Origin of the sequence: Thermogemmatispora aurantia, assembly GCF_008974285.1 — a bacterium.
Lineage (GTDB): Bacteria > Chloroflexota > Ktedonobacteria > Ktedonobacterales > Ktedonobacteraceae > Thermogemmatispora > Thermogemmatispora aurantia.
Genome location: NZ_BKZV01000001.1, coordinates 956,073 through 969,217 on the forward strand (window position 1 = coordinate 956,073; position 13,145 = coordinate 969,217).

Sequence of the window (13,145 nt, forward strand, 5' to 3'; positions counted from 1 at the left end):
AACAGGCCCGGCCCGGCGACTGCTAGCCAATCCCTCCGCCTCAACCGGGGGCAGATCTCAACTCAGCCTGGATCGAGAAACATGCTATAATAGAGCAACCCGGTTAGCTTCAGCAACCTGTGATAGCGGCGGTTCTCTACCTGCATTCACATGCCAGAGAGCCTGTTTGCTGCCGACTACAGCGCCCAAGGCCATCGGCTTCGGGGCTATCTCGCTCCGAGCGATGCGATGCGATGAGTCACCTGACCCGACAACTGACTCCGGCTACAGACAACCAGCCAGCGCTGAGCACCTTTCATCGCCGGCCCGCCCGGAGTAGGAATACAAGCAAGAGCGTAGAGGAGGTAAGCGGTCTGCTTATGAGCCGCTTTCTGGAGGCCCTGGCACAGCGCGTCCTGATTTTCGATGGTGCTATGGGCAGCACGATTCAGACCTATCAGCTGAGCGCAGCTGACTACGGTGGGCCCGCCACCGAGGGTTGTAATGAGTATCTGGTGCTGACGCGACCGGAGGTGATCGAGGAGATCCATGTGGGCTTTCTGGAAGCGGGTTGCGATGTACTGGAGACCAATTCGTTCACAGCCAGTCGCTTGAAGCTCAATGAGTATGGCCTGGGGGAGCGCACACGCGAGATTAACCTGGCCGCCGCGCGCCTGGCCCGCCGGCTGGCGGATCGCTACAGTACATCCGACTGGCCGCGCTTTGTGGCGGGTTCGATCGGTCCCACCGGCATGCTGCCGTCCTCAGATGATCCGGTCTTGAGCAATATCACGTATCAGCAGCTGGTGACGGTCTTCCAGGAGCAGGCCGCTGCTTTGCTGGAGGGAGGCGTCGATGTGCTTCTGATCGAGACCAGCCAGGATTTGCTGGAGGTGCGTGCTGCGGTGACGGGCCTGCGCCGTGCAATGGAGCAAACGGGGCGACGCGTGCCGATTCAGGCCCAGGTCTCGCTCGATACCAGCGGACGGATGTTGCTCGGCACCGATATCGCCGCTGTGATGGCGACCCTGGTTGGGCTGCGGGTCCAGATCATCGGCCTCAATTGCTCGACCGGCCCCGAGCATATGCGCGAGCCGGTGCGCTACCTCGCCGAACACTGCCCGCTGCCGATTTCGACAATCCCTAACGCCGGTATCCCACTGAATGTCGGGGGCAAAGCCGTCTATCCGCTGGCGCCAGAGGCGATGGCCACAGCCCTGCGCGAGTTCATTACCGAGTTCGGTGTCAATATCGTAGGGGGCTGCTGTGGTAGCTCCCACGCTCATCTACGGGCTATTGTGCAAGCCTGCCGCACGGCGCGGCGCCGTCCACGCCCGCAGGCCGACGATGTGCTCCAGCGGCATAGCTTCCCCAGTGTCTCGCTTTCTCTGGTGGCCAGCGGCATGCGCGCAACCAGCTTGCGACAGGACCCGCCACCACTGTTGATCGGCGAGCGCGTCAATAGCCAGGGAAGTCGCAAGGCTAAGGAGGCGCTGCTGCGCGATGACTACGACGCCCTGCTGGCCATTGCCCGCGAACAGGTTGAGGGTGGGGCCCACGCGCTGGACGTCTGCGTGGCTCTCACGGAGCGCAGCGATGAAGCTCTTCAGATGGCCCAGACCATTAAGAAGCTCTCCCAGGGTATTGAGGTGCCGCTCTTTATCGATTCAACAGAGCCGGCAGTCATTCAGGCAGCGCTGGAGGTCTACCCAGGTCGGGCCGTCATCAATTCGATTAACATGGAAAATGGGCGCGAGCGCATTGAGCGTGTGGTACCCCTGGCGCGGGAGCACGGGGCAGCAGTGGTAGCCCTGACCATCGATGAGGCGGGCATGGCCCGCAGCGCTGAGCGTAAGTTAGAGGTCGCACGCCGGATCTATGAGATCTGCGTGGAAGAGTATGGGCTGGCGCCCGAGGCGCTGCTCTTCGATCCTTTGACCTTCCCCATTACAACAGGCCAGGAGGACCTGCGCACAGCGGCTATTGAGACATTGGAGGCGCTGCGTCGCATCAAGGCCGAGCTGCCCGGCGCCCTGACCTTGCTGGGAGTCAGCAACGTCTCCTTCGGCTTGAAGCCCCAAGCGCGCGCCGTGCTCAATAGCGTCTTTCTCTATCATGCGGTGCGCGCGGGCCTGGATGCCGCCATTGTCAACCCGTCCCACATCAAGCCATATGCGGAGATCCCCGAGGAGCAGCGCCGCCTCGCCGAGGACCTGATCTACAACCGACCCGAGGCTCTGCCACGCTATATCGCCTATTTTGAGGAGTACGCTCAGCCTGAGACGGGGACCGAGACACGCAGCGATCCAACGGAAGGTTTGAGTACCGATGAACGCATCCACTGGCAGATCCTTCACCGGCGCAAGGAGGGTATCGAGGAGCTGATCACGCAGGCCATCCAGGAGCGCTGCGCTGCCGGGGACATGAAAGCAAGCGAGGCCGCTGTCCAGGTACTCAACGGGGTGCTCCTGCCGGCAATGAAAGAGGTTGGCGATCGCTTCGGCGCCGGTGAGCTGATCTTACCTTTCGTACTGCAGTCTGCCGAGGTGATGAAGCGGGCCGTGGCCCACTTGGAAGGCTATCTTGAGCGCAAAGAGGGCTACACCAAGGGGCGGGTCGTGCTGGCCACCGTCTTCGGCGACGTGCACGACATCGGCAAAAACCTGGTCAATACGATCCTGAGTAATAACGGCTACACGGTCTACGATCTGGGCAAGCAGGTTCCGCTCAATACTATCCTCGACAAGGCCGTCGAGGTCAATGCCGACGCCATCGGTCTCTCGGCTCTGCTGGTCAGCACTTCGAAGCAGATGCCGCTCTGCGTTCAGGAGTTGCATCGGCGCGGCCTGCGCTATCCGGTGATCGTGGGCGGCGCCGCCATTAATCGCGCCTATGGCCGCCGCATCCTCTTTGTCGAGGAGACGGACGGCAGCACACACGAGAAAGGGCGCCTGGTTCCTTACGAGCCGGGAGTCTTTTATGCCCGCGATGCCTTCGAGGGCCTGGAGATTATGGATCGCCTGACCGGAGACCCACACGAGCGCGAGGCCTTTGTGGAGCGTATCAAGCAGGAAGCCCTTCACGAGCTGCAAAAGCAGCAGCAGGCCGCCCCTGCTCCCGGGTCCGCGGCAGAGGACGAGCAGCCGTCGACCAGCATCAAGCCCGCCCCCTCCATTCCTAAGCCACCTTTCTGGGGTCCGCGCGTCCTGGAGCGCATCGGCCTGGAGGACATCGCAGCCTGCCTGGATGAGAATACGCTCTTCCGCCTGCATTGGGGTGGTAAGGCGCATGGCGATGACTTTGCGCGTCTGGCGACAGAGGAGTTTCGCCCGCGCCTGGAGCGTATGCTACGCGAGGCCAGGCAACAGCGCTATCTGCAGCCGCGCGTCATCTATGGCTACTATCCCTGCCAGTCGCAGGGCAATAGCCTGATCATCTATGATCCGCAGTCGCTTACGGAGGATGGCAAGGCCCTGCGTGAGCTGGCTCGCTTCCGCTTCCCACGCCAGCGCGAGCGCGAACGGCTCTGTCTGGCCGACTATTTTGCCTCGACGGCCAGTGGCCTCATCGACGTCGTAGCGCTGCAGGTGGTCACCGTAGGCCCCGGGCCTTCGGAGCTGGTTCACCAGCTTCAGCAGGAGGGGCGCTATGCGGAGGCCTACTTTCTTCATGGGTTATCGGTCCAGATGACAGAGGCGCTGGCCGAGTATGCCAATCAACACATCCGGCGCGAGCTGGGCTTGAGAGAGCACGAAGGGCGAGGCAGACGCTATAGTTGGGGCTACCCCGCTATTCCAGACCTGGAGGATCACCGCGTCTTATTCGCACTGCTGCCAGTCCAGAGCAGCATCGGGGTCGAGTTGACTGCTGGCTATCAGCTGGTACCGGAGCAGTCGACGGCAGCCATCGTAGTTCATCACCCCCAGGCTGTTTACTTCGCAGTGCGAGAGCCATCCCCAGGCCCCAGCGGCCTGTGAGTATTTCAGTTGCAGAGCACCGCCGAGAATGCGCCGCCGCGGCTCAGGCCCAGCCCCAGAGGACCCTAGCCTCGGGCTGGCGGGCACGCTCCGCTGTTGGCCTCGCCGCGGCGATTGCTCTGCTGAGGTACGCTGTGATAGGATGTGAGGGGCAGGGCTCGCAGAGGGTTGGTGCGCTCTTCCTGCCATCCACACGCCTCTCTGGAGAGCTAAGACTGCTATCCCAGGTGCTGGTCAGGGCCCCTGTGAGTCGGCAGCGAACGCTCACCAGCAGTGGAGGGCAGCGAGAGACGAGCTACTGCCCCGCTCCTTGACCGCTGACCTGCGATTCCTCTCCTTCCTCTTCCTCGGGATCAGGGTCTTCGGGCGAGGTTCCGGGCTTCCAGCGGCTCTCTCCGCCGTTGTCATCATCGTAAGGGCCTGGCCCATCGTAGGGAAAGATCCGCCAGCTGCGCTGCTCAGACTGCTTTTGTCCGTACAACATAAACTCTCTCCTTTCTTATCATGGTTGATGCTGGCTAGCTGGCCTCCGATTTCGAGATTTTTATAATCTCGAAATCTTAAATGCATTCAGCTATTAAAGATAGAGGCACTATAAATCGATCCTCCTCGCCGAGCTGACGCGCGGCAGTAGCTAGCCAGGGGCTAAACACAGGAAAGTGCGGCAAGAGATCGCTGCCCCAGAGGAAGCAGCCCGCAGGAAGACAGGGATCGGCTTCGGTAAGAGGAGGCCGGTATCGCCAGTTCTGCCCCTGCGACTTTGACTTTCTATCCTGTAGACGTCACAGAGGGTGCAAACCGAAAAAATGATGGGCAATGGTCACCGAGTAGAAAAAACCCGGCAATTTCTGTGCGGGGCTATACCAGCGCCCGAGAGTGTGCTATACTAGCGAAGACGGACCCACCTTGACCGTCACGCATCGGTGGCTCCCTCCCGGCTGAAACCTAGACTGGCCTCCGCGCCAGCGCTCGCTATCGCGACCTGGCCCCAGGCGCGAGCACAGATGAGATGAGGCCCGACAAGACGAGAGATACAGGGCAGAGAAATCAGAGGACTGAAGGTGCTATGGGCATAATGGCGGCTATACCACGAGCTGCAACACACTTCTGTACCCACGCTGTTTCTGACCGCAACATGTGTAACTAGCGAACTGCTTGCCTGTCTGCTTTCTTTATCCTCGGCTCCGTTTGGGTACAGTTCTGTGAGCATTTCTGCACATTAGGAGAGAAGAGCACAATGAGCAGCATATCGGCCAGGCCGATTGTGCTTTATAATACACTCGGTCGTGAGAAACAGCGTTTTGAGCCGCTTCATCCGCCAAAGGTGGGTATCTATAGCTGCGGCCCCACCGTCTATCGTGACATCCACATCGGGAACTTCCGCACGTTCTTGATGACTGACTGGCTGCGTCGCATGCTCGAATACAACGGCTATGATGTTCTGCTGGTGCGCAACATCACGGATGTTGGTCATCTGCAGAACGACGTTGAGGAGAGCGGTGAGGATAAAATCGAGCATGAGGCGCGCCGCACAGGTCGCTCAGCCTACGAGATTGCCGCCTACTATACACGCCGGTACGAAGAGGACGCTGCCGAGCTGAATATTCTGCCGCCCCATATCGTGCCCAAGGCGACCGAGCACATTCCCGAGATGCAGGAGATGATCGCCAAGCTCATCGAGAAGGGGCTAGCCTACGTGACAAGCGAGGGCAATGTCTACTACGATGTCAGCCGCTTCCCGGAGTACGGCAAGCTCTCCGGCAATACCCTGGAGCAGCTGCGAGCCGGTGGGCACGGACGTGAACAGATGGAGGTGGCTGATGACAAGGAGTCTCCCGAGGATTTCGCCCTCTGGAAGCGCGGTAGTCCCAAGCGCCAGATGAACTGGGATAGCCCTTGGGGCCTTGGTTTCCCCGGTTGGCATATCGAATGCTCGGCGATGTCCGTCAAGTACCTGGGTGAGCAGTTCGATATCCATACGGGCGCGGTTGATCTGATCTTCCCTCACCACGAGGATGAGATCGCTCAAAGCCAGGGCGTCAGCGGGAAGCCGCCAGTGCGCTATTGGGTCCACGGCGAGTTTCTGGATTTCGGCAACGCCAAGATGGCCCGCTCGAAGGGCAATGTGGTACTGCTCTCGACGCTGAAGGAACGCGGTATAGAGCCGCTGGCCCTGCGCTATCTGCTGTTGACCGCGCACTATCGCTCAAAGATCAACTTTACCGATGAGTCGATCACGGCGGCGCAGAATGGCTTGAATAATCTGCGCGAGACACTGGCCTCTCTGCCGGCTGACGGCGTGGGCGCCACCGGCCCCTGGTCTGAGGAGGCGCAGCGCCTGCGGGATGCCTTCCACGAGGCAATTAACGATAATCTGGAGCTGCCCACGGCCCTGAATCTGACCCACCGCGCTCTCCACAATCAGCTCATTCCGCCGGCTGAGCGGCGCCGTCTGCTGCTGGATTTCGACCGTGTGCTTGGTCTACGCCTGGAGATGGTGGCCCCGCGCCAGCCGCGCTCCATTCCCGAGGAGGTGCTGGCTCTGGTGCGCGAGCGTGAGGCAGCTCGCGCCGCCCGCGATTGGCAGCGCTCAGATGCCTTACGCGAGCAGATCAAAGCGCACGGCTTCGAGGTGCGCGATACTCCTCGGGGCACCGAGCTGATCTAGCCAGGCTTGCTGAAAGGCGGGCGGCGGGCCTGGCTATCTGCCTGACTCTTCTTGCCACGATGAGAATGAGCACGACCAGACCCGGGGCTACTGCCAGGCGCTGGTCACAGGTACAGGCTCGTCGCCTGTTAGGTGCTTTGTACTCGGCAATGACCGCTGCTTTCGCTGTCAAGCCCGAACGACGGGGGTAGCTGGGCGGGGCGCCAGATCGCAGGAAGCAGTAGCGCGGCGACTATGCTCTTCGGCCAGCGCTAACTGTGAGAGCCTGCAGTCTGCGCTGTGCACAACGTATAATATTGCCTGGACGATACAGGTTGTCTGCTAGCAAGAGCGGGAGGGAGCCAGGATCAGCCTGGTGTTCTTCCCGCTGTTCTTCTGCTTTCCCTCGCTCGCCTGCTCATCCGCTCGCTATGAGCAAGCGCCGATGGTTGAAGTGTCAGTCGGATCAGCTTTCAGCATCAGAATCGAGAGACTCGCAGACTTCTGTCCTATCTCAGATGCTTGGGCAAGTGGGGAGGCTTGAGTGCGGCGTGAGGGGCGGACGAGCGGGCACTTGCGCAAGCTAGAAACCAGGAGTATCAATCATACCAGCGCTTGTCGACGCTGGTTCAGCGAGTCAGTCGTATCACACGCACGCAAAGGAGGCGAGAATCATGGCATCCTGGTGGCAAAAGACGCTGATGGCCGCTGCCGGCCTGGCGGGTGCAGTTGGCGGCGCCTACTATTTCTTTCTGCGTCGCCCCGTCCCCTCGCCCAAGGGTGTCCGGCGCCTGCCTGGTTTGCATGAGGAAGTCGAGGTCATTACCGACCGTTATGGCGTGCCCCATATCTATGCCCGCAACGAGGATGATCTCTTCTTCGCTCAGGGCTACGTCCATGCCCAGCAGCGCCTCTGGCAGATGGATTTCAACCGCCGTCTGGGTTCAGGCCGGCTTTCGGAAGTGGTGGGGGAGGTAACGCTGGAACTTGATCGTTTCTGCCGGCGCCTGGGCCTGCATCGCGCTGCGGCCAGCGATGTGGCCCGTCTCTCGGCCCATCATCGTCGCATTCTGGAAACCTACGCCGCTGGCGTTAATGCCTTTATCGAGAATCATACGCTCCCGGTGGAGTTCACGCTCTTGCGCTATCGGCCCGACCCCTGGCAGCCCGCCGATAGTCTGCTCTGGGCAAAGATGATGGGCTGGAATCTGAGCGGCAACTGGGAGAGCGAGTTGATTCGGGCACGCATCGTAGCCCGTGCTGGAGCAGAGCGAGCGGCAAAACTGGAGGCTGGCTATGACCCTTCGCATCCGCTGATTATCCCGCCCGGCGCCGAATATGGCGGCGCCAATCCGGGTCTGCTGGAGCCGTATGAGCAGGTGAAGCTGCTGAGCGGCTTTGGTCCGCTGGGAGCCAGCAATAACTGGGTGGTGGATGGTAGTAAGACGGTAACTGGTGCGCCTATTCTCTGCAACGATCCGCACCTGGCCCAGGGCGCTCCTTCGATCTGGTTCGAGTGCCACCTGGCAGCCGGCGACATCGATGTCATCGGAGCCTCGTTCCCTGGCACGCCCGGGATCGTCATCGGCCACAATCGCCATATTGCCTGGGGCCTGACGAATGCCATTTCCGATGTTCAGGATCTCTACATTGAGAAGTTTGATCCGCAGCATCCATACCGCTATGAGTTCCGGGGCCAGTGGGAGGAAGCTCAGGTGATCCGTGAGGAGATCCATGTGAAGGGGCGGAAGGAGCCGGTTGTCGAAGAGGTGGTGGTGACACGTCATGGCCCCATTCTGACAACGCTGCCCACGAGCAAGGAGCGGGCAAGCGAAGGCGATGGCGCCACTCCCTCAGAGTTGCCGTTGGCCCTGCGCTGGACCGGCTTCGAGTCTTGTCGCATCATTGCGGCAGTGGAGAAGTTAAACCGCGCGACGTGCTGGGAGGAGTTTCTGGAGGCTATGAGCGATTGGGATGTGCCGCCACAGAATGTGGTCTATGCGGATCGCGAGGGCAATATTGGCTACATTATGGCGGGCTTGATTCCGGTGCGCAGCCATCGCCAGACGCTGCTGCCTTCGCCGGGTTGGACGGGTGAATATGAGTGGACGGGCTTTATTCCCTTTGAGGAGCTGCCACGCCTCTTTAATCCGCCCGAGCATCTGATTGTGACTGCCAATAACCGGGTGGTGAAGGACGACTATCCTTACTACATCACTCACGAGTGGCTGAATGGTTATCGGGCACAGCGCATCCGCGACCTGCTGCAGAGCAAGGAACGCCTGTCGCTGGCCGACATGGCTCGCATCCAATCGGATCAGTATGCGCTGCCGGCGCGCGAGATCGTTCCCCAGGTGCTGGAGACAGTTAGTCCTGCAAATGCTCTGGAGGAGACCGCTCTACAAACGCTGCGCGACTGGGACTACGTGCTCTCTCCTGACAGCGCGGGAGCGGCGATCTATGAAACATTCTTGCAGAAGCTAGAGCGTATTGTCTTCGGCGCCGTCATCGGGGATGATGAGCAGCTGCTCTATCAGTACCTGGGCGTCGGTTCGACGCTGCTGGCAATTCTTAATGGCTATGCCAGTCGAAGCAAGCCGCTGCTGATTCGCCTGCTCAAGGAGCGTGACGACACCTGGTTTGCAGAGTCGGCCATCCCCAATGGGCCACGCTCGTGGCATGCGGCTATCTCAGCAGCTTGGTCGGCGGCGATCGCTGAGCTGCTGGAGAAGCTGGGGCCGGATGTGACACGCTGGCAGTATGGGGCAATCCACCGTCTGACTTACCAGCATCCGCTGGGGAATGTGAAACCGCTCGATAAGCTATTCAACCGCGGCCCCTATCCAGCGGGCGGCGATATCGATACGGTCTTTATGGGTGCGGTGGTGCCTAATCAGCCGGAGCAGGTGGTGATTGTGCCTTCGTATCGCCAGATTGTGAACCTGGCTGATCTGAATGCCTCGCTTTCGGGCCACGCGCCCGGGCAGTCGGGCCATCCCGGCAGCCGCCACTACGGTGATTTTGTGCGCCCCTGGCTGCGCACGGAACATCATCCGATGCTCTTCGAGCGCCAGGCGATCGAGGCCAATATGGAGGGCCACTTGCTCTTACAGCCGCGCTAGCCTCCTCTCTGCGGAGACAAGGCAGCTTATCAGGCCCGGGATACCGTCACTGCGGAGGACAGACAACAGCTGGAATCAGCTGTTGTCTGTCCTCTTCCTTCTCCGTGCGCCGGTTCTCCGCGGAGCTGCCCTATGGCCGTCCCACGCACTAGGTCAGAGGCAACGATAGCCAGCGTCTCACCCGGCACCAGTTGGATCGATCGCCAGAAGCTGCGCAGGGACAAGCCTATCGCTGCAGAGACTCTTGCAAAGCCCAGGCAACTGGTCTATACTGCCTAATTGACAGTATTCGCCGCCACGGTTTTAGCCGCGCGGGAATCCAAAGCGGCGGATCAGAGGTACTCTTCTACTTCAAGTGCATTGAGGCTGCTGGCATGGAACACGATGGGAAAAGAAGACTGATCGCCTTTGGCTGGTACGGGGGGAAATTTAATCATCTCAATTGGCTCTTACCATTGCTGCCCAAGACCACACACTACTGCGAACCTTTTGGCGGCTCTGCTGCCGTCTTGCTCAACCGCGAGCCATCACCAGTGGAGACCTACAATGATCTCGACAGCGAGGTTGTCAATTTCTTCCGCGTGCTGCGCGAGCAGAAAGAGGCCCTGATCGAAGCCATCGGCCTGACGCCCTTCTCGCGCGAGGAGTTCGAGCGCGCCTGCAGCGAAGCGCCGGCAGGCCTCTCTGATCTGGAACGGGCCCGGCGTTTCTTCATTCGCGCCAGGCAAGTTCGTACCGGGCTGGCGCAGTCCGCCAGCGCCGGACGCTGGGCACACTGCATCCTGACCAGCCGCGCCGGGATGGCAGGGGCCGTTTCGCGCTGGCTGGGCAGCGTTGAGGGACTGGCCGAAATTGCCCAACGCTTGCTGCGCGTGCAAATTGAACATGCCCCTGCGATCGACGTCATTGAGCGCTACGATAGCGAGGAGACCCTTTTCTACTGCGATCCTCCCTATCCACACGATGCTCGAGGGGATGCCAATGCCTATGCTCATGAAATGAGCGACGATGATCATCGCCGTCTGGCAGAGGTACTGCACAGTGTTAAAGGGAAGGTTGCCCTCTCTGGCTACCACTGCGATCTCCTTGATCATCTTTATCAAGATTGGAGATGCATAGAGGCACCAGTAAAGCTCTGCCATTCGAAGAAGACTCCCAGGCAAGAAGTATTGTGGGTGAATTACGACATCATGGAAGCAACATCATGGAAAGAAACGATGCAGCAGGAGAGCGACGAGATCCGCCAGCCATCCTTGATCGAGCTTTCGAGCGCGCTCACACTCAGCTTCATCAACCCCAGCTGAGTGATCCACTCAATCTTCAGAAAATTAGCTATATATGTCGCTCTATATCAAATCGTGCTTGTGCTCGTTTCCTGTTAGCTTGTTGTCTCGCAAAAGCCTATAATCCTTCATGGGATATAAGAAAACCTTATACAGAAATCAGAAGTCCAGATTCTTACCCAGGTCGTACATATGATGAGCGCTATATTACTCCTTTTATCATTCAGCATAACCTTCCATGTAACATGACAACCGCCTTTCTCACACCAGCGTTCAGGAATAGAAATGTTCCCTTGACTCCGGGTCTCGTAATGGTAGGGCGTCCCGAACGACTCTATCAAGCGACTTTAGAGGTGCTCTCAGATATCCAGGCAGACAAACTCACAGCTGAAGATGTCCTTGCCGAGGTCACAAGACAGCTCCTGCTTCTTCGAGAAGAGCAGCTGCTACGGACAGAAGGTATCTCGAACCAGCTCAGGACCAGTGAGGGAGTCACTCTTTCAGCTGAAACTATCGTGACGCTCATCGAGCAGCACTTGAAATGTCCTAACTCTAGTCGTCTTCCTGTCCTCGTAGTTGCAGCTGCCTATAAGGCAGCCGAGGAACACCTCAAAGAACATGTCCTTCCTCTGACCCCTCACAACGCGGCAGATAGGAGAACAGGAGCGCTCGGTGACCTGCAAATTTGCTTGCTTGGCGACAGCCGGATCACCACAGTCTACGAAATGAAAACACGGCGCGTTACTCCCAGTGACTTAGAGATAGCCCTGCAAAAGGTAGCCAGCCTAGGCCATAGAATAGATAAATATATATTTATCACCACAGAAGAGATTACCCCACAGGTTCATCAATATGCAATCAGCTTATATAAGCGAACAGGTGGCATAGAATTTGCAATACTTGATTGTATCTCATTTATCAGACATTTCTTGCATCTCTTTCACCACCTAAGAAACAATTTCCTTGATATCTATCAACAGCTCCTCTTAGAAGAGCCAGAAAGCTCCGTCAGGCAAGAACTGAAGGAGGCATTCCTAGCACTGCGCTTGGCAGCAGTAAGTAGCAACGGGATCGGCGGCGACGAGGGGAACTGAGTCAGGCGGCAGGACTATGGCCCCAATAATCAAGCCGGTATCCCCGCCTCAAAGAGCAAGAGATACCGGCTCAAAACCTGCCATCAGCAACCTGCTCGCCTGCAGGTGCAGGCAGCTATACCGCCCTCGGCCCTAATCCTGCTTATTGAAAGCCAGCGCGCCCCAGACGATAAAGATCAGCCCCAGGACAGCCACAATCAGCAGCTCCACCGATGTCGAGAGCGTGGTATCAAAAACCTTGACCCCCAGACCTAAGGCATCCAGTACGAACTGGGGCAGATTGAGAGCCCGCAGTACCGCCTGCCGCAGCGGGTCCACTCCATAGGTCACCGGGTTAATCTTCGTCAGGAAGGCCAGCCAGCCGGGCAGATTGCGCAGTGGGAAGAGCGCCCCGCTCAGGAAGAACATCGGCATCAGGAAGAACTGCATGATCATCTGGAAGCCTTCCATCGACTTCATACGCGAGGCAATGACAATGCCCAGCGACGTCAAGGAGAAGGCCAACAGCAACATCTCCAGCATCAGCTTGACCACCAGGCCAACGCTCAGATTGACCCCCACCAGCGGCGCAAAGATCAGCATGATCGTCCCCTGCAACATGGCGATCGTGCTGCCACCCAAAGCCTTCCCCAAGACCAGCGAGGTGCGTGAGATCGGCGCCACCAGCATCTCACGCAGAAACCCGAACTCGCGGTCCCAGACAATTGAAATCGCCGAGAAGATCGAGGTAAAGAGCACGGTCATGCTCAAGACGCCCGGGAAGAGAAAGGTTCGGAAATCCAGGGTCGGCGTCCCCGGCGGTAGATTGGCTTGGCTTCCAACCACATTCAGGCTGCTGGAGAGGCCGGAGCCAAAAATGAAGAGGAACATCAACGGCTGGGCCAGCGAGGTGATGATCCGTATCCAGTCACGCACAAAGCGCAAGACCTCGCGGTACCAGATGATCACAATCGTATTGAGGTTGCGCCGAAACGGCCCGTTGATCGGCGTCAGGGTCTGCTCCATCCGCGCCGGTTGCGGCGTCACTACAGTTGTCGCCATAA

General features: G+C 59.0%; 7 protein-coding genes. 5 read left to right on the plus strand and 2 right to left on the minus strand.

From position 1 onward, the window contains the following. Positions 1-359 precede the first annotated feature (359 nt). The gene (gene metH / locus KTAU_RS03735; protein ID WP_151727084.1) at positions 360-3,956 is read left to right on the plus strand and encodes a methionine synthase; all 3,597 of its coding nucleotides are present in this window, start codon (positions 360-362) and stop codon (positions 3,954-3,956) included. Positions 3,957-4,251: 295 nt separating this feature from the next. Here the strand turns inward: metH and KTAU_RS03740 are convergent, their stop codons facing one another. Further along, the gene (locus KTAU_RS03740; RefSeq protein WP_151727085.1) at positions 4,252-4,440 is read right to left on the minus strand and encodes a hypothetical protein; all 189 of its coding nucleotides are present in this window, start codon (positions 4,438-4,440) and stop codon (positions 4,252-4,254) included. Between the two features lie 753 nt (positions 4,441-5,193). On the opposite strand from KTAU_RS03740, the gene cysS reads away from it, so the two are divergent. The 4 genes from cysS (at position 5,194) to KTAU_RS03760 (ending at position 12,102) form a co-directional block, all read left to right on the plus strand. Continuing rightward, positions 5,194-6,624 (plus strand): cysteine--tRNA ligase, encoded by a 1,431-nt coding sequence (gene cysS / locus KTAU_RS03745; RefSeq protein ID WP_151727086.1) that lies wholly within the window; start codon positions 5,194-5,196, stop codon positions 6,622-6,624. A 653-nt stretch (positions 6,625-7,277) separates the two neighbouring features. Beyond that, positions 7,278-9,725 carry a penicillin acylase family protein gene (locus KTAU_RS03750; protein ID WP_151727087.1) on the plus strand — a complete coding sequence of 816 codons (2,448 nt, stop codon included), beginning with the start codon at positions 7,278-7,280 and terminating at the stop codon, positions 9,723-9,725. 374 nt (positions 9,726-10,099) lie between these two features. Beyond that, positions 10,100-11,029 carry a DNA adenine methylase gene (locus tag KTAU_RS03755; RefSeq protein WP_151727088.1) on the plus strand — a complete coding sequence of 310 codons (930 nt, stop codon included), beginning with the start codon at positions 10,100-10,102 and terminating at the stop codon, positions 11,027-11,029. Next, on the plus strand, positions 10,930-12,102 hold the full coding sequence (locus KTAU_RS03760) for a DNA methyltransferase (RefSeq protein ID WP_151727089.1): 1,173 nt from the start codon (positions 10,930-10,932) through the stop codon (positions 12,100-12,102). The genes KTAU_RS03755 and KTAU_RS03760 overlap by 100 nt, the downstream gene beginning before the upstream one ends. A gap of 132 nt (positions 12,103-12,234) precedes the next feature. Here KTAU_RS03760 and KTAU_RS03765 read toward each other — a convergent pair whose 3' ends face one another. Further along, complete coding sequence (locus KTAU_RS03765) at positions 12,235-13,143, minus strand: ABC transporter permease (protein ID WP_228026302.1); 909 nt, start codon at positions 13,141-13,143, stop codon at positions 12,235-12,237. Positions 13,144-13,145 lie beyond the last annotated feature (2 nt).

What these genes read in the sequence shown, in the direction of transcription:
- metH (WP_151727084.1), top strand. Translation starts at nt 360, where the DNA reads ATGAGCCGCTTTCTGGAGGCCCTGGCACAGCGCGTCCTGATTTTCGAT.
- KTAU_RS03740 (WP_151727085.1), bottom strand. Translation starts at nt 4,440, where the DNA reads ATGTTGTACGGACAAAAGCAGTCTGAGCAGCGCAGCTGGCGGATCTTT.
- cysS (WP_151727086.1), top strand. Translation starts at nt 5,194, where the DNA reads ATGAGCAGCATATCGGCCAGGCCGATTGTGCTTTATAATACACTCGGT.
- KTAU_RS03750 (WP_151727087.1), top strand. Translation starts at nt 7,278, where the DNA reads ATGGCATCCTGGTGGCAAAAGACGCTGATGGCCGCTGCCGGCCTGGCG.
- KTAU_RS03755 (WP_151727088.1), top strand. Translation starts at nt 10,100, where the DNA reads ATGGAACACGATGGGAAAAGAAGACTGATCGCCTTTGGCTGGTACGGG.
- KTAU_RS03760 (WP_151727089.1), top strand. Translation starts at nt 10,930, where the DNA reads ATGGAAAGAAACGATGCAGCAGGAGAGCGACGAGATCCGCCAGCCATC.
- KTAU_RS03765 (WP_228026302.1), bottom strand. Translation starts at nt 13,143, where the DNA reads ATGGCGACAACTGTAGTGACGCCGCAACCGGCGCGGATGGAGCAGACC.